The organism is Dryocola sharpae, assembly GCF_051307055.1.
In the GTDB taxonomy this organism is placed as follows: Bacteria; Pseudomonadota; Gammaproteobacteria; order Enterobacterales; family Enterobacteriaceae; genus Dryocola.
The window spans coordinates 2729834-2747797 of sequence record NZ_CP149994.1; the positions used below are offsets into that span (position 1 = coordinate 2729834).

General features: G+C 47.4%; 16 protein-coding genes. 7 read left to right on the forward strand and 9 right to left on the reverse strand.

What is annotated here, in order from left to right; all coding sequences use genetic code 11:
• Positions 1 to 4: 4 nt before the first annotated feature.
• The 7 genes from hisD to hisIE are packed head-to-tail and all read left to right on the forward strand — an operon-like array spanning position 5 to position 6151.
• Positions 5 to 1312, forward strand: coding sequence for a histidinol dehydrogenase (hisD, locus tag WLO31_RS13135; RefSeq protein WP_435927043.1), 1308 nt, complete (start codon positions 5 to 7; stop codon positions 1310 to 1312).
• Positions 1309 to 2391 (forward strand): histidinol-phosphate transaminase, encoded by a 1083-nt coding sequence (hisC, locus tag WLO31_RS13140; protein ID WP_435927045.1) that lies wholly within the window; start codon positions 1309 to 1311, stop codon positions 2389 to 2391. Before hisD ends, hisC begins: the two co-directional genes overlap by 4 nt.
• Entirely contained in the window at positions 2388 to 3455 is a 1068-nt protein-coding gene (gene hisB / locus WLO31_RS13145) for a bifunctional histidinol-phosphatase/imidazoleglycerol-phosphate dehydratase HisB (protein ID WP_435927046.1), read from the forward strand. Before hisC ends, hisB begins: the two co-directional genes overlap by 4 nt.
• Positions 3455 to 4045 (forward strand): imidazole glycerol phosphate synthase subunit HisH, encoded by a 591-nt coding sequence (gene hisH, locus WLO31_RS13150; protein WP_435927047.1) that lies wholly within the window; start codon positions 3455 to 3457, stop codon positions 4043 to 4045. Before hisB ends, hisH begins: the two co-directional genes overlap by 1 nt.
• Positions 4046 to 4050: 5 nt before the next feature.
• Positions 4051 to 4788: a 1-(5-phosphoribosyl)-5-[(5-phosphoribosylamino)methylideneamino]imidazole-4-carboxamide isomerase gene (gene hisA / locus WLO31_RS13155; protein WP_435927048.1), complete on the forward strand. Its 738-nt coding sequence runs from the start codon at positions 4051 to 4053 to the stop codon at positions 4786 to 4788.
• Complete coding sequence (hisF, locus tag WLO31_RS13160; RefSeq protein ID WP_435927049.1) at positions 4770 to 5546, forward strand: imidazole glycerol phosphate synthase subunit HisF; 777 nt, start codon at positions 4770 to 4772, stop codon at positions 5544 to 5546. The genes hisA and hisF overlap by 19 nt, the downstream gene beginning before the upstream one ends.
• A complete protein-coding gene (hisIE, locus tag WLO31_RS13165; RefSeq protein ID WP_435927051.1) occupies positions 5540 to 6151 on the forward strand; it encodes a bifunctional phosphoribosyl-AMP cyclohydrolase/phosphoribosyl-ATP diphosphatase HisIE in 612 nt (203 codons plus the stop codon). The genes hisF and hisIE overlap by 7 nt, the downstream gene beginning before the upstream one ends.
• A gap of 146 nt (positions 6152 to 6297) precedes the next feature.
• Here hisIE and wzzB read toward each other — a convergent pair whose 3' ends face one another.
• The 9 genes from wzzB to WLO31_RS13210 all read right to left on the reverse strand — a co-directional run bounded on the left by wzzB (position 6298) and on the right by WLO31_RS13210 (position 17963).
• Positions 6298 to 7284: an LPS O-antigen chain length determinant protein WzzB gene (wzzB, locus tag WLO31_RS13170; RefSeq protein ID WP_435927052.1), complete on the reverse strand. Its 987-nt coding sequence runs from the start codon at positions 7282 to 7284 to the stop codon at positions 6298 to 6300.
• A gap of 302 nt (positions 7285 to 7586) precedes the next feature.
• Positions 7587 to 8453, reverse strand: coding sequence for a glucose-1-phosphate thymidylyltransferase RfbA (gene rfbA / locus WLO31_RS13175; protein WP_435927053.1), 867 nt, complete (start codon positions 8451 to 8453; stop codon positions 7587 to 7589).
• Between the two features lie 21 nt (positions 8454 to 8474).
• Positions 8475 to 9539: a dTDP-glucose 4,6-dehydratase gene (gene rfbB, locus WLO31_RS13180; protein WP_435927054.1), complete on the reverse strand. Its 1065-nt coding sequence runs from the start codon at positions 9537 to 9539 to the stop codon at positions 8475 to 8477.
• Between the two features lie 152 nt (positions 9540 to 9691).
• Positions 9692 to 11104 carry an NADP-dependent phosphogluconate dehydrogenase gene (gene gndA / locus WLO31_RS13185; protein WP_435927055.1) on the reverse strand — a complete coding sequence of 471 codons (1413 nt, stop codon included), beginning with the start codon at positions 11102 to 11104 and terminating at the stop codon, positions 9692 to 9694.
• A gap of 306 nt (positions 11105 to 11410) precedes the next feature.
• Positions 11411 to 12649 carry a glycosyltransferase family 4 protein gene (locus WLO31_RS13190; RefSeq protein ID WP_435927056.1) on the reverse strand — a complete coding sequence of 413 codons (1239 nt, stop codon included), beginning with the start codon at positions 12647 to 12649 and terminating at the stop codon, positions 11411 to 11413.
• Complete coding sequence (locus WLO31_RS13195; RefSeq protein ID WP_435927057.1) at positions 12642 to 14471, reverse strand: hypothetical protein; 1830 nt, start codon at positions 14469 to 14471, stop codon at positions 12642 to 12644. Before WLO31_RS13195 ends, WLO31_RS13190 begins: the two co-directional genes overlap by 8 nt.
• 12 nt (positions 14472 to 14483) lie before the next feature.
• On the reverse strand, positions 14484 to 15542 hold the full coding sequence (gene wecB, locus WLO31_RS13200; RefSeq protein ID WP_435927058.1) for a non-hydrolyzing UDP-N-acetylglucosamine 2-epimerase: 1059 nt from the start codon (positions 15540 to 15542) through the stop codon (positions 14484 to 14486).
• A gap of 7 nt (positions 15543 to 15549) precedes the next feature.
• Positions 15550 to 16671: a glycosyltransferase family 4 protein gene (locus tag WLO31_RS13205; RefSeq protein WP_435927059.1), complete on the reverse strand. Its 1122-nt coding sequence runs from the start codon at positions 16669 to 16671 to the stop codon at positions 15550 to 15552.
• 17 nt (positions 16672 to 16688) lie between these two features.
• Entirely contained in the window at positions 16689 to 17963 is a 1275-nt protein-coding gene (locus WLO31_RS13210) for a hypothetical protein (RefSeq protein ID WP_435927060.1), read from the reverse strand.
• Position 17964 lies beyond the last annotated feature (1 nt).

Here is a 17964-nt window from a genome sequence, read left to right on the forward strand (position 1 = left end):
GCCGATGTCGAACTTCAACACGCCGATTTTCTGGAATGAGTGTGATAAAGCTGCGCAGGACGCGCTGCTGATGCGCCCGGCTATTTCCGCCTCAGAAAGCATCACGCTTACCGTGGCGGAGATTCTGAATAACGTGAAGGCCAACGGCGATGCGGCGCTACGCGAGTACAGCGCCAAATTTGATAAGACTGAAGTCCAGCAGTTAAAGGTTACGGAGCAGGAAATTGCCGCCGCCGTCGGGCGTCTCGGTACGAATATTAAAGAAGCGATGGCGGTCGCCGTCGCCAACATCGAAAAATTCCACGTTGCGCAGCAGCTCGCACCGGTAGATGTAGAAACGATGCCGGGCGTGCGCTGCCAGCAGGTTACCCGCCCGGTAGCTTCCGTTGGCCTTTATATTCCAGGCGGCTCTGCGCCGCTGTTTTCTACCGTGTTGATGCTTGCCACTCCGGCGCGTATCGCCGGCTGTAAGAAAGTGGTGCTTTGCTCGCCGCCGCCGATTGCCGACGAAATCCTCTATGCCGCACAGCTTTGCGGCGTGCAGGAAGTGTTTCAGGTTGGCGGAGCGCAGGCCATCGCCGCGCTGGCGCTGGGCACCGAAAGCGTTCCGAAGGTGGACAAAATCTTCGGGCCGGGCAACGCTTTTGTGACCGAAGCAAAACGCCAGGTCAGCCAGCGCCTTGACGGCGCGGCAATTGATATGCCTGCCGGGCCTTCCGAAGTGCTGGTGATAGCAGACGGCGGCGCAACGCCAGATTTTGTGGCATCCGATCTGCTTTCCCAGGCCGAACACGGGCCGGATTCGCAGGTGATTTTGCTCACGCCGGACGCCGCTATGGCGCAGGCGGTAGCCGAAGCCGTCGAACGCCAGCTGGCCGCGCTGCCGCGCGCGCAAACGGCACGCAAAGCGCTGGAAAGCAGCCGCCTGATTGTGGCGCGCGATCTGGAGCAGTGCATTGAGATTTCCAACCAGTACGGCCCTGAACACCTGATTATTCAGACCCGAAACGCCCGTGAACTGGTCGACAGCATTACCAGCGCGGGTTCTGTATTCCTCGGCGACTGGTCACCTGAATCCGCGGGCGATTATGCTTCCGGCACCAACCATGTGCTGCCAACCTATGGCTATACGGCGACCTGCTCAAGCCTTGGCCTGGCCGATTTCCAGAAGCGCATGACCGTGCAGGAACTCACTCCTCAGGGGTTCGCAAGCCTTGCGAAAACCATTGAAACACTGGCCGCCGCCGAGCTGCTGGATGCCCACAAAAACGCCGTGACCCTGCGCGTTGCCGCGCTAAAGGAGATGCAATGAGCATTGAAGAGTTAGCCCGCGAGAACGTTCGCGCCCTGACCCCTTATCAGTCGGCCCGCCGCCTGGGCGGCAACGGCGATGTGTGGCTGAACGCCAATGAATATCCGACCGCCGTTGAATACGACCTGAGCCAGCAATCGCTGAACCGCTATCCGGAATGCCAGCCGAAGCAGGTGATTGAACGTTACGCCGCCTACGCGGGCGTGAAACCGGAACAGGTGCTGGTTAGCCGCGGCGCCGACGAAGGTATTGAACTGCTGATTCGCGCATTCTGCGAGCCGGGCAAAGACGCCGTGCTTTATTGCCCGCCAACCTACGGCATGTACAGCGTGAGCGCAGAAACCTTCGGCGTGGAGTGCCGCACGGTGCAGACGCTGGAAAACTGGCAGCTCGATTTACCGGCCATCGCGGATAACCTTGAAGGCGTAAAAGTGATTTACGTTTGCAGCCCGAACAACCCAACCGGACAGCTTATCAATCCCCAGGATTTTCGTGTTCTGCTGGAAATGGCGCGCGGTAAGGCGCTGGTGGTGGCAGACGAGGCTTATATCGAGTTTTGTCCGCAGGCGACGCTTGCCGGCTGGCTTGAGGAGTATCCACATCTCGTCGTGCTACGCACGCTGTCCAAGGCCTTTGCCCTCGCCGGCCTGCGCTGCGGCTTTACGCTGGCTAACGAAGAGGTTATCAACCTGCTGATGAAGGTGATCGCGCCTTATCCGCTCTCTACGCCCGTTGCGGATATCGCGGCTCAGGCGTTAAGCGCGCAGGGAATAAACGCCATGCGCGAGCGTGTAGCGGAAGTGCTGGCGAACCGGCAGTATCTGATTACGGCCCTGAAGGACGTTGCCTGTGTCGAAGAGGTTTTCGCCTCCGAAACCAACTATGTGCTGGCAAGAATAACCGCCTCAAGCGCGGTATTTAAATCGCTGTGGGATCAGGGCATTATCCTGCGCGATCAGAATAAACAACCATCGTTAAGCGGCTGTCTGCGAATCACCGTGGGCACCCTGCAAGAGTGCGAGCGCGCCATTGTTGCGCTGCGTCAACAACCCGGCCTGACGGCCACGGAGGGCGTGTGAGCCAGAAAATTCTTTTTATCGACCGTGACGGCACCTTGATTTCCGAGCCGCCTGCAGATTTCCAGGTGGATCGCATGGACAAACTCGCATTTGAACCGGCGGTGATCCCTGCTCTGCTGCAGCTGCAAAAAGCGGGCTACAAACTAGTGATGATCACCAATCAGGACGGGCTGGGCACTGCAAGCTTCCCGCAGGCCGATTTTGAAGGCCCGCACAACCTGATGATGCAGGTATTCACCTCCCAGGGGGTGAATTTTGACGATATCCTGATCTGCCCGCATTTACCGGCGGACGAGTGCGACTGCCGCAAGCCGAAAATCGCCATGGTTAAAGGCTATCTGGAAGAAGGCGTGCTGGATAAAGCAAACAGCTATGTGATTGGCGACCGCGCCACCGATATCGAGCTTGCGGAAAATATGGGCATTCAGGGGCTGCGCTATCACGGCGAATCCCTGAGCTGGCCGATGATAAGCGACCGGCTGACCAAACGTGACCGTTATGCCCACGTTGAGCGCGCCACCAAAGAGACGCAGATTGACGTGCAGGTCTGGCTGGATCGCGAAGGCGGCAGCAAGATCAATACCGGCGTCGGCTTCTTCGATCACATGCTGGATCAGATAGCCACGCACGGCGGCTTCCGCATGGAGATCGGCGTAAAAGGCGATCTTTACATCGACGATCACCACACCGTGGAAGACACCGGCCTGGCGCTGGGCGAAGCGCTAAAAATTGCGCTTGGCGACAAGCGCGGCATCACCCGCTTCGGCTTCACGCTGCCGATGGACGAATGCCTGGCGCGCTGCGCGCTGGATATTTCCGGCCGTCCCCATCTTGAATACAAAGCTGAATACAACTTCCAGCGCGTGGGCGATCTCAGCACCGAGATGGTCGAGCACTTCTTCCGTTCGCTCTCTTACACCATGGGTATCACGCTGCACCTGAAGACCAAAGGCAAAAACGACCACCACCGCGTCGAGAGCCTGTTTAAGGTCTTTGGCCGCACGCTGCGCCAGGCCATTCGCGTTGAGGGCGATACGCTACCCTCGTCGAAAGGAGTGTTGTGATGAACGTGGTGATCCTCGATACCGGCTGCGCCAACCTGCTGTCGGTAAAATCATCGATCAGGCGCCTGGGATATGATCCAGTAGTGAGTCGCGATGCAGATATAGTGCTGCACGCGGATAAACTGTTCCTGCCGGGCGTCGGCACCGCACAGGCGGCAATGGATAAACTGCGTGAACGTGAGTTGATTGAGCTGATCCAGGCCTGTACCCAGCCGGTGCTGGGCATTTGTCTTGGCATGCAGATCCTCGGCAGCCACAGCGATGAAAACCAGGGCGTTAAAACGCTGGGGATTATCGACGAGCCCGTGCTGAAAATGACCGACCACGGCCTGCCGCTGCCGCATATGGGCTGGAACCGCGTCTATCCAAAAGCGGGCGACCACTTGTTCCGTGATATTGAAGACGGCGAGTATTTCTACTTCGTGCACAGTTACGCAATGCCGGTATGCGCCAGCACAATTGCGCAGGCGAGCTACGGCGAACCCTTTACCGCGGCCGTGCAAAAAGACAATTTCTACGGCGTGCAGTTCCACCCTGAACGGTCGGGCGCCGCCGGGGCTAAATTGCTCAAGAACTTCCTGGAGATGTAAGCACGATGATTATTCCCGCTCTCGATTTAATTGACGGCAAAGTGGTGCGTCTCCATCAGGGAGATTATGGAAAGCTGCGCGATTACGGCAGCGATCCGCTGCCTCGCCTGCAGGATTATCAGGCCCAGGGCGCAGAGGTGCTGCATCTGGTCGACCTGACCGGCGCTAAAGATCCCGCCAGGCGCCAGATCCCCCTGCTCAAAAAACTGGTGGCTGGAGTAACAATTCCGGTTCAGGTTGGCGGCGGCGTGCGTACCGAAGAAGACGTTGCGGCTCTGCTGGAAGCAGGCGTTGCACGCGTGGTGGTTGGCTCAACGGCGGTGAAATCGCCTGAAGTGGTAAAAGGCTGGTTTACACGTTTTGGCGCCGAAGCGCTGGTGCTGGCGCTGGACGTGCGCATTGATGAACTGGGCAATAAACAAGTTGCGGTCAGCGGCTGGCAGGAGAATTCCGGCGTTTCGCTGGAAGAGCTGGTGGAAACCTATCTGCCGGTGGGGCTAAAACACGTGCTCTGCACGGACATTTCCCGTGACGGAACGCTCGCAGGCTCTAACGTCTCTCTGTATGAAGAAGTCTGCGCGCGCTATCCGCAGATCGCGTTTCAGTCTTCGGGCGGAATTGGCGACATCAACGATATTGCGGCCCTGCGGGGTACCGGCGTGCGCGGCGTGATCGTCGGGCGAGCTTTACTGGAAGGAAAATTCAACGTGGCGGAGGCTATCTCATGCTGGCAAAACGGATAATCCCCTGCCTGGACGTGCGTGACGGCCAGGTCGTCAAAGGCGTGCAGTTTCGCAACCATGAAATCATCGGCGACATCGTGCCGCTGGCAAACCGCTATGCGCAGGAAGGCGCGGATGAACTGGTGTTTTACGATATCACCGCCTCCAGCGACGGGCGCGTTGTGGATAAAAGCTGGGTATCGCGCGTGGCGGAGGTTATCGACATCCCATTCTGCGTGGCGGGCGGCATTAAATCTGTCGACGACGCGGCGAAGATCCTGTCGTTTGGCGCAGATAAGATCTCCATCAACTCCCCCGCTCTGGCCGATCCGGAACTGATTACCCGTCTGGCGGATCGCTTTGGCGTGCAGTGTATTGTGGTCGGCATTGATACCTGGTTTGATAATGACACGGGAAAATATCACGTTAACCAGTACACCGGCGATGAGAACCGCACGCGGGTTACGCAGTGGGAAACTCTGGACTGGGTGGAGGAAGTACAAAAGCGTGGCGCCGGGGAAATCGTGCTCAATATGATGAACCAGGACGGCGTGCGTAATGGCTATGACCTGCAACAGCTACGCAAGGTGCGTGAAGTGTGCCACGTGCCGCTGATTGCTTCAGGCGGCGCAGGCACCATGGAGCATTTCCTGGAAGCCTTCCGCGATGCGGACGTTGACGGTGCGCTGGCAGCTTCCGTATTCCATAAACAGATTATTAATATCGCTGAGCTGAAGATCTATCTGGCACAGCTTGGCGTGGAGATTCGAGTGTGTTAACAGAACAACAGCGCGGCCAGCTTGACTGGGAAAAAACAGACGGCCTGATGCCGGTCATCGTACAGCATGCCGTCTCCGGCGAAGTGTTGATGCTGGGATATATGAACCCCGAAGCGCTGGCCCGGAGCGAGCAAAGCGGTAAGGTCACCTTCTACTCGCGCACCAAACAGCGCCTGTGGACGAAAGGTGAAACCTCCGGCCACTTCCTGAATATAGTGAGCATCACTCCTGACTGCGATAACGACACGCTGCTGGTGCTGGTAAATCCGATTGGCCCGACCTGCCACCTTGGCAACTCCAGCTGCTTCGCTCCGGCTAAACATGACTGGCATTTCCTGTTTGAGCTGGAACAGCTGCTGGCATCGCGCAAGACCGCCGACCCGGAAAGCTCGTATACCGCAAAACTCTACGCCAGCGGCACCAAACGTATCGCGCAGAAAGTGGGTGAAGAAGGCGTGGAAACGGCGCTGGCCGCTACGGTGAATGACCGTCATGAGCTGACTAATGAAGCTTCAGATTTGGTCTATCACCTGCTGGTATTGCTGCAGGATCAGGAATTAGATTTGAGCGCGGTCATTGATAATTTGCGGAAACGGCATAAGTAATTTTTGCCGGATGTAAAAAAGGCCGCTGATGCGGCCTTTTTAAGTTCTGTAGGGTGAATAAGCGTCAGCGTCATCCACCGCATTGGCCGGAATATTACGGCGGATGGCGCTTCGTTTATCCGCCTTACAAAGTGTATTTAACGGAACTAAGCTCTGGTCTTATAATTGCGGATCATATAACGTCCTAACACCACACCAGCACCAATCATCCCGCCCAGCAAGGTCGCCAGTATCAGCGTAATGCCACGTTTAGGACTATCTCTGCGAATAGGTAACGTCGGCTTCATGACATAGCGATAGGCATGGATAGTTTTAGGATCGATTTTCAGATTCTGAATATCAAAGAGATTTTTCCTGGTCTGATAATAAGCTCCCGAAAAGACCAGCGGGCGGGTCGACTCGTTTTTAATCATTGAAGTCAGCGCTTCACTGCCCAGCAGGAACAGGGTGTCCTGAGTTACGTCTGAAGTCTGCTGAACCTGCGGTGAGGCAACTTTGGCTTCGGTGGCAAATTTCAGCGCCTCGCTGATTTGCTTGATACGCAACTCTTTTTGTTCCTGGGCTACCTTTTCCTGCGTTTGCAACGAATCGACAAGCGTAGTGATTTGCAGCTTGATACTGTCGTTAAGGTCAACGCCTAACTCTTCACCAATCTGCTCGTCAACTTGCTGAATATACTGGGCAATTTTAGTTTGCGCTTCTTCAGGCGAGCCACCTACGTAGGATATTTTGAGCGGAAGCTGTTGACCTTGTACAGCAGGCGCGATTGTTAGCTTTTCCGGTTCATCAAGATTAAACAAAGTTTCGGACAATGCTGACATTGAAGAACTGAAGCGTCCTACAACACGATTTTGCACATCTGTAAGGTTAGGTGCACCATTGCCATAAATAACGTTTAGTGCATTGTTGTAAGTTGCTATTTGAGCAGCATCCGGCTGAGTAATCACCGCTGTAGAGGTCCATTTCTCTTTGGCGACAAATAGGTAAATTACTGCAAGGAAGATAGCCAAAGCGGTAAAAGCAATAATTGTTAACTTCTCTTTCCATAGCTGTATAAAAAGATCAATTAAATCAACTTCTTCTGATTTAGTTTCAATGTGTTGTCGCGCCACATTATTGTTATCTTGCTTCATGATTATCCTAAGAGAAATAGTTCATAAAATGCGATGACTTTCGCCGGGTTAAGTATAATCGGATAACAGCAAAATTACCTGGGAAGAAGTAAGGATTTTTCTCAGAATAGCCTGAAAAAAATTGTTGAAAATGTGAGCTTTAGCATAGCTTTAACTTTTTAAAAAAGTCAACGGCCTGTCAAAAATCAATCAGGCGCTCAAGTTAAGCGCCTGCGAAAAATATAATGTTGCTTTTATGATAAATAGCAAATTTAGAGCTTAATTTAAGCTAAATAATCCAGCCAACTTAGCTTATTGCTTACTTATTTTATGACCAGTTGCATCAGATATTGGCCATATGAAGTTTTTTCCATAGTCCTGGCGCTATCAAGTACCTGGTCCGCAGACATCCATCCCTTGCGCCAGGCAATTTCTTCAAGACAGGCGACTTTGAAGCCCTGACGCTTTTCAATGGTATGAACAAACTGCGAGGCTTCAATCAGGCTGTCATGCGTACCGGTGTCAAGCCAGGCGAAACCACGGCCGAGCAGTTCAACGGTGAGCTCATCCATCTCCAGATACATTTGATTAATACTTGTGATTTCGAGCTCATTTCGCTCTGAGGGTTTAACCTGCTTAGCTAAATCGACAACTTTATTATCATAAAAATAAAGTCCGGTAACTGCCCAGTTAGATTTTGGCTCCGCTGGCTTTTCTTCAATAGAGAGCGCGCGATAATTTTCATCAAATTCAACCACGCCAAAACGCTGCGGCGACATCACCTGGTAGCCGAAAACGGTCGCCCCATTTTGTCGACTGGCAACCGTCTCAAGTTTGCTGCCAAAACCCTGGCCAAAGAAGATATTGTCCCCCAGCACCAGGGCGCAGCTCTCGCCATTAATAAACGCTTCGCCAATGATGAAAGCCTGCGCCAGACCTTCCGGACGCGCCTGGATTTCATAGCTAAGATTGATGCCTAAATGGTTGCCGTCACCCAGCAAACGCTGGAACGAAGGAAGATCCTCAAGCGTAGTGATCAGTAAAATATCGCGTATCCCTGCCAGCATAAGCACCGAGATCGGATAGTAAATCATGGGCTTATCATAGATGGGCAAGAGTTGTTTTGAGACGCCGCGTGTGATTGGATAGAGCCGCGTGCCTGACCCCCCCGCCAGAATGATCCCCTTCATATTCAATCCTTATCTTCTTTATTAACTACTGAGTCCTAAACGTTGCCTGGAATACGAACCGTCTTTAACCCGTTGCCACCATGACTCATTCGCGAGATACCATTCAACCGTTTTTCTGATGCCGCTTTCAAAGGTTTCGCTCGGTTTCCAGCCAAGCTCCCGTTCGATTTTAGAAGCATCAATAGCATAGCGCAGATCGTGGCCCGGACGATCCGTTACATACGTAATCAACTCTTCAAAATGATTAATTTGCGTGGGCTTAATCACCACTATTTCATCCAGCAGACGGCAAATGGTCTTCACAACATCAATGTTCTTGCGCTCGTTATGCCCACCAATATTGTAGGTCTCACCCGGTTTGCCTTCGGTGACAACCTTATAAAGCGCACGGGCATGATCTTCAACGTACAGCCAGTCACGGATCTGGCGACCATCGCCGTAGACAGGCAACGGCTTACCTTCCAGGGCATTGAGAATAACTAAAGGGATCAGTTTTTCAGGAAAGTGGTAAGGCCCATAGTTATTGGAGCAATTGGTCACGATAGTCGGCATGCCGTAGGTACGCAGCCAGGCGCGAACCAGGTGATCGCTGGAAGCTTTTGAGGCGGAGTAAGGGCTGCTCGGCGCATAAGGTGTCGTCTCGGTAAACAGCGACTCGGTATCATGCAGATCACCATAAACCTCATCAGTAGAAATATGATGGAAGCGAAAGGCTTCTTTGGCCGGTGATGCCAGCTTATTCCAGTAATGTCGCGCTGCTTCCAGAAGAACATAGGTTCCGACAATGTTTGTTTCAATAAAGGCCGCAGGCCCATCAATTGAACGATCAACGTGGCTTTCAGCCGCAAGGTGCATCACCGCATCCGGCTGAAACTCCTCAAAGACCTTATCTAATGCGGCCCTGTCACAGATATCAATTTGGCGAAATGAATACCGGGCGTTACTGGCGACAGGAGCGAGGGAATCAATATTTCCGGCATAGGTCAGTTTATCAATGACCATAACTTCGTCACTGGTTGCGTCAATAACGTGGCGAACTACGGCAGAACCGATAAAGCCTGCACCGCCGGTTACGATAATTTTCATAAAGCCTCAAACAATGCGAATCTGCATATCCTGCCTTTATTACTTTCGGCAGTAAGAAAGTAAAAGCAAATTTATACGTAGATTAAAAAGAAAAAACCAGTGGGAAGCAATCCCCCACTGGTTTCAAATTACACAATAACTTGCTGCAAAAATTATTTTTCCATCCACTCGGTATGGAATACGCCTTCTTTATCCGTACGCTTATAAGTATGCGCACCGAAGTAGTCGCGCTGCGCCTGAATCAGGTTTGCAGGCAGGACTGCCGAGCGGTAGCTATCGTAGTAAGAGATAGCCGCGGAGAAAGTAGGCGTTGGAATGCCATTCTGCACCGCATAAGAAACCACATCGCGCAGCGCTTGCTGATATTCGTCTGCGATTTTCTTAAAGTAAGGTGCCAGCAGCAGGTTAGCAATAGCTGGGTTTTCTGCATAGGCATCAGTGATTTTCTGCAGGAACTGAGCACGGATAATACAGCCCGCACGGAAGATTTTTGCAATCTCACCGTAGTTCAGATCCCAGTTGTTCTCTTCTGACGCAGCACGCAGTTGGGAGAAGCCCTGCGCGTAAGAAACGATTTTACCCAGATACAGCGCACGACGAACTTTCTCAGCGAACTCGGTTTTATCACCAGTAAATGGCTTAGCCTGGGGGCCGCTCAGCACTTTAGAAGCGGCGACACGCTGCTCTTTCAAAGAGGAAATATAGCGCGCGAAAACAGACTCGGTGATAAGAGAGAGTGGTTCGCCAAGATCCAGCGAGCTCTGGCTGGTCCATTTGCCGGTACCTTTGTTGGCCGCTTCATCAAGGATCACATCGACCAGGTATTTACCTTCTTCATCTTTTTTAGTGAAGATGTCTTTGGTGATGTCGATGAGGTAGCTGCTCAGCTCACCTTTATTCCATTCGGTAAAGGTAGTCGCCAGCTCTTCGTTGGAGAGATTCAGGCCGTTTTTAAGCAGTGAATAAGCTTCGGCGATTAACTGCATGTCGCCGTATTCGATACCGTTGTGCACCATCTTCACGTAGTGACCTGCGCCATCCGCACCGATATAGGTCACGCAAGGTTCGCCATCTTCAGCAACCGCTGCGATTTGCTTAAGAATTGGAGCAACTAATTCGTAAGCTTCTTTCTGACCGCCGGGCATGATGGATGGCCCCTTCAAAGCGCCCTCTTCGCCGCCAGAGACACCGGTACCGATAAAGTTGAAGCCTTCCGCAGACAGCTCACGGTTACGACGAATGGTATCCAGGAAGAAGGTGTTGCCACCGTCGATCAGAATGTCGCCCTTCTCAAGATATGGCTTGAGGGAATCGATGGTTTTATCAGTCGCTTCGCCCGCCTTCACCATCAACAGGATACGGCGAGGAGTTTCCAGGGATTCCACAAACTCTTGTACCGTATAGTAAGGAACCAGCTTCTTGCCCGGGTTCTCAGCGATAACTTCTTCAGTCTTGTCGCCGGAGCGGTTGAACACGGAAACGGTATAGCCACGGCTTTCGATGTTCAGCGCCAGATTGCGCCCCATCACGGCCATACCAACGACGCCGATCTGCTGTTTGGACATTACATACTCCTGTCTTAAGGATAGTAGCTGTGCTGTAGTACACAGCATTAATGTAGTTTCGATGTTAACTCAGGATTGGCAGGCATGAATAGCTTTTGCTGATCTATGTCACACTGATTGTATAAATCATAGAATGTCTGCTACCGCGACAAAAGAGATAACTCTCGTAAGGGCAGTAACGTTTCACCAATGCTATCTTTGCTGTATTCATTATTCAGATCCCTTAGCAGCCTGGAACAGGCTGAGGGTAGACGCTGTGTCATTTGAATAGGAATAACCTCTTAAAGCAACGGTGGCCATTTTTTATCACCTGGTATCACATGCTGAGTCATTGAATATGATGTCTGCATAATGCTTTGCGAGCTGTTTATAATTTCTGTTATTTAAAATCCACTCTCGCCCTCTAAGCCCCATCTCATTCCTTGATTCCTGAGACATATCTTTTAATAAAAGAATCTTGTCTATGACGGCCTGAGTGTTTTCAGCCGGAACAAAAAAACCAGATTCAGCTTCACTAACCATCGATTGATAACCGCTATAAGAAGCAATAATCGGCCTCGCTGCGATCATATAATCGATCAGCTTATTTAAAGACTGACCATAATCCCACACTTTAGAATTGAAAGCGGCAAGATAAAGCACATCCGCATGACGCAACACTGATTGCACCATGAGTCGAGGGATTTTTGGCATAAAGCTTATATTTTTACAATGCGAATAGCGACTCATATACTGTGACCTTAGAGCACCATCACCAATTATGATAAATTGGATATCGTTATGATCAATTAATTTTTCTGCTGTTGAAAACAAAGTATCTAACGCATTGGTAATACCAACGGTACCTGCATAAACAATATGAAACTTTCCTTTATGGAAAAATTTATTTAATTCATTTTCATCAATGTCCCTTTGAACAGAAAGCACATCAGGATCGAACCCCATGGGTACGCAGTGCGTTGGTTTAGCATAGCCCAAGACATGATGAACGTGCTCACCTAAATTAGGCATGGTGCCAACAATTGCATCTGCCGTTTTATAGGCAAAATGCTCAAGTTTCGCTAAAAGCATGACAAAAGGGTTAGAAGGGCTAAAACCACCTTCTTCTATTATTGTTAGTGGCCAAATATCTCGTACCTCAAGCACCAATTTGCATTTATATTTGCGACGTAATAAATAGCCATTAATAATGCTCATGAGCGACAAACTAGAAACGATCACCGCATCAGGTCGACTGATTTGTTTCTTCGGTAGCTTAAAGACTAGCCATTCAAAGTGAAACCAGCTAATAACACGTTTTATTGATTTAGGGATCTCATATTTATAAGTCTTGAGCCAATAAATAACGAGATTTTCTCTTTGATCCTTCTCAACTGGTAAGGTACGTACCGCGACGTCATATACAGAATTAGAATCAGAGGCTATTACCGTGACATCATATCCTAATTTACCGAGCTCATTAGTTAAAAACCAATCACGGCCACCTGCAGAGTTTTTAGTTTGCGGCGAGTAATACTTAGAAATATACCAAATACTCTTACTCATGATGACCTTCGTATAACTTGGGGATATTATTAATTACTTTAATAACATCAGAGAAATCCATATCAAGAGCATCCAAATACCAGCGAATATTTTCGTAACGTGGTTGGTTCTCATCCTCAACTAGACGTAATGCTTCTTCTCTTGTTATCTGTCCTTCACGAATTTGGTTGCTGCGGAAAGTATCGTGTTCCGTAAAACCTGCAACGATATAATAAATGTAGTTATAAAATGCGGCAGTACCATCCCCAATTCGCCAGGTAGTACTGGTATCTACAGCGGTTTCCCAATCATATTGATTAATTAAAGTGTCATCGATTAATTTCTCATCCCAACGCCAATAATCAAAGATATGATAATAATCTTTTTTCTCTGTAAAGCTACGATAATATTCGCCAGAAAGAGTATCCCACAGGGAACTATTGAAATAGCCCGGGCTTTGCAGCATAGCTTTAAATCTGAGCTTTTGATATTCAAGCTGTTTTTGCCAGCCATGACTATATACCCGCTCTTCCGCAAAATCAGGTGGTACACCTAAAAATCCGGATTTGAAATGCGTAACTTCGAGCGGATTGACACCCCAAAGGTTGAGATCGATACCGGTTTGTTTTTTTACCGCTTCAACATGACGGAAAAAATGTTTATCGCCTGCAGTTAAAATACTGATCATGCCAAGATGAGGGGATTTCAACCACGCCTTAAGATTGGTTGCAATATTGCGTCTTTTTTTGGCTATATCATCCGCGATAATGATATTTTCAACACCTAACTCGGCACACATTCTGCTGATATTTCGGCGTCCTAAATCAGTCACCATACCCCAGTCATAAGTATAAGTAACCGGCTTCATCTCGAGTTCTTTTACAATAAGATGCAGGCCATAACAACTATCACGGCCACCAGAGAAAGGTACAATACAATCTAATTGCCCGTTTCGGCGATAAGGTTTTACCAGCTCAAATATCTCTTCTTTAGGCTTTGGGTTATTTCTTGGTTTGTAGTTATTACAGTAATTACAAACACCATTAGCATCAAAAGAAATATATGGCATCGTTTCAGGAAGAATACATTTAGTACAACGGCGTAAGTTAGGCCGTGGATATTCGAGCAGGTCAATTTCCGACTGAATTTTTACAAACTTAGGAATCAGATTTATTTTACGGGAATTATTATCCTTAACAATAAATTTTTCTGCTAAAGGAATGTCCAACACTACTTCTTCATTAATGATTTGTCTAATACCGCTACAGCCAAGTTTTGTTAACGGGTATTGTTCTGAAGAAAAGTAAAAAGCTTCTCCTTTATTACCAACGTACAGACTACCATTATTTGAAAAAAGGATCGCTTTCCCTAATTTAGGAACAACTATTGCTGTAGCAACAACACCCTTGCACAGTGACAGAACTTTATCAGCCAGACCTTCAACTGCACCCGTTTCATCTATATGACGTTCAACGATAGCAGCAATGATCTCGGTGTCGATTTCTTGTCTGCGTTCAAGAGACAGTTCTGACCATAGTGATTCATGATTCACAACGATGCCGTTGTGAATAACACCAACATCACCACGGATAACAGGTTGGTTATCAGCAAGACCATTTGTAATCAGGCGGCTATGACCCAGGGCAACAGATGAGTTTGCAACACTAACCCCTGCCATCAGTTTTTTAATATCATAATCTGCACGATAAACTTTATAACTGCCATGTGAATTCATAATAAGACCGCTTGAATCACGACCACGCTGTCTCGCGTGTTCGGCAAGCAGTTTGAGTTCAGATAATTCCACAGTCTTCTTAGAAATAATGCCAAAAATACCACACATATATAAACCCTATTAAATCAATGCTTGAACTATAGCCATAGAAGCGTGACCGCCACCATAAAGTTGGTGTGGATCCTGTATTTTTCGCCCGATATTGCGAGTAGCGGAACTGATAATTTTAGACGTATCAGCCCCTACCAATTCATTGGCACCTATTTCGATGAGTTCAACCCATTCAGTTTGATCACGCATCGTCACACAGGCTTTACCAAAGAAAAATGCTTCTTTCTGAACGCCACCGCTATCTGTAACAACCAGGCTACATGATTTAAGCAGCCATATCATCTCAAAATAACCTACCGGGTCAATTACCTGAACGTCAAGTTGCAAACCCTGTTCAGCGATCAATTTCCGAGTGCGGGGATGAAGCGGTAGCACGACGGGAGCAACCAAAGTATGCAAGCTATTCAACGCAGAAATAATCTGTGCCAGACGCTGTGGGCTATCTGTATTTTCCGCACGATGCAGAGTAGCTAAAATGAACTGTTCAGGCAAATTGGCTTTTGGTGATATTGCGTTCTGGGAAAAGAATAAAGCAGCATCCTGCATCACATCGCCCACTTGCAATATTTTTGCTGTTTTATTTGAGAACCCCTCATTATACAGGTTTTTTACTGCTGTATCTGTTGGACAAAACAAAAAATCACTTAGTTGATCCGTGAGAATACGGTTAATTTCTTCGGGCATCATCATATTAAAACTGCGTAGTCCAGCTTCAATATGTGCGACAGGAATATGTAATTTGGCAGCCGCAAGCGCCCCTGCTAAAGTGGAATTCGTGTCACCATAAACTAGTACTCTTTCAGGCTTATGCTGTAATAATGCGCGTTCGATCTCTACCAGCATCCTTCCTGTCATTTCACCATGGCTGCCACCATGAATATCAAGTTGAATATCTGGTTTGGGTATTCCAAGCTGGTTAAAGAAAACATCTGACATATTGGCATCGAAATGCTGCCCAGTATGCAACATAATTTCATTAAGACCCGATGTTTGCGCTATTGCTCGCGATACAACGCTGGCTTTGATGAATTGAGGGCGAGCTCCGACTATAGTTAAAATATTCTGCATAATTTTTTCATCTAAGTAGTGATTGGTAAAAAGAAAGCAATTTACGCTCTTCAATTGTCCAGTTATATTTTTCTTGTACAGCCTGTTGGCCATTGCGTCCCATTTGTTCAGCTTCTTTAGGATGAGTTACTAAATAATCTATGGCTTCGGCGATAGAAACTGGATTTAGTGGATCGACACATAATCCGCACTGATTACCTTTAATAATTTGTTGCCAAAGAGGAAAATTGGAACCAATAACTGGCACACCTGAGCTCATATACTCAAACATTTTATTAGGTTGTGCATCAATGTGATTTGGCGAGGGTAAAAAAGTTACTAAACCAGCCACACATCGAGATAACAGTACCCTGACTCCCTCACGATCAATAAATCCAAGAGAATCGACATATGTCCAACCACTATCAGAATGAGCAGCCTTTTCAACGGCGCTTTCACTAAATTGTCCGGCTAATTGCAGTCTGGCTTTTGACTGGGTAATTCCCATAGCTTGAACAACTTGTAAAATACCTCGGATTTGTCCAATCCCACCAACATAGGCAATATGATCTCGTTTATTTGACCAATCGGTACCGTTTGTTGAACCTAATTCACCTAATAATGGATAGTTATTAATATCAACTGAAGTTATTCCCAAACTTAAATATTTATCTCTAATAACAGGCGTGGCTGAAATAACGGCATCTAATTTTTTACAGGCCCAGCGCTCATAGATAGCAAAGCTTTTTGATAATAGCCATTTTGCAGGCTTGTTCAAGTAAGGTTTACCGAGAAGTTGTTTAGGAACATCCTCATGAGCGTCAAATATAACAGTCTTGCCCATTTTTTTCAATTTTATGCCAATTGGGATTAATTCAGGATCATGTATATGGTAAATATCTGCCTTTAGTTCCACAGCCTTTTCCAAAACCCGCCAAGGGGCTCTGCGAATTCGGTCGAAGCGACCATTAGATGGTCCGACATCATAAATGTTCACACCACCTTTCTTTTCATCACCTAGACCATCTGCCACTACTAAATAAACAACATAGCCATGCACTGCCAGTGAGCAACATTGTTTTAAGTATATACGTGTATCAAACCGCGGATGAGCTGAGGTTAGATGGGCTACAATTAACTTAGACATCATTATTTCTCTAGTAAATTTTAAGGAGATGTTTTCCCACTTCGTGGAATGATCATGTATAGAACAATTAATAAAAGCAGCCCGTGAGTTAGCAAAGCAGTTATAAAATCCGTAGATGTTGTAATAGAAAACATAACTACAAATGAAGAGCTTATTACAAATCGCTTTCCTATATATTTCGATAAAGATTCCAGGAAGGATATTAATAACCCCAGGAGAATTGAATATAGTATTACTCCGAACCATCTAGCGTTCGCAAATCCGCTTCCTATAAATCCTGTATTAGCAGACATATCTGGCTGGCCAAAATACTGTGCACCAATAAGATTTACCATTTTGAGATCATAAGGATTATTAACTAAACCGAAAGTTAATTTGCTCTCACTCCAATAGTAAGGCTCATGTATAGAAAAAAACTCAACGTAGTAATTATTCAATAGCATAGGCAGAAGTATCGCTCGTCTTGAAGAGAAACTTCCTATAATGCCAAAGCCCATACCGGGATAAATATCACTTAAATAAAAATCGACGATAGCAATAAACAAAACCGAGATTAACAGAGTATAATAATACACCCCCCACTTCCTTGCCCCAGAGAATAAATAAATCCCAAAGGTTAAAAAAGGGTAAAGCAACGGTGATTTATGTGCAGTAAAACCAAAAATAAGAATGGAAAATACAAACCCTGCGTATAAGAAAAAATATCTTTTATATATGATTGATAACACCATCATTATCGGTATGAAAATTTTACTAGTTGCAGGGGAAAGATAACCAAATATAGAAGGGAGCGCGTCGCCTGCAGATTTCCTAAACTCGTAAACCTTCAAAATATTAAGGTTAAATCCTGACATACCGATAAAGTAGACATAAGAAAAAATAGTGAATAAAGCAATCAAAAACAGAAACCAAAGCAATTGATGTCTATTTAAAGTGAACAGTTTAAATGAAGCTAGCTTTACTTTAGATGAAATAATAAATACTATAAAAATAGAAACTATTGTAACGAAAAAGAATAATGTTGTTGCAACCCCTACACTATAAAGCACAAGTGATGGAATTAATAATAAAGCCATAATCACTTGGTGGTAAAAACCAACTACACCTTCGACTTTAGATAAGAAGAAATATAAAATAATAAAGATACAAGCAATCAGAGTTCTTTCCCAAGAAAAATCACTTATAAATCCCATATACGAAAATAAAGGAGATACGAATGATTCATACAGAAACAACAATAAAACAAAATAAAGTAGTGTTAGTGGGAAGATAGATATTTTACAAGAAACCTTCATT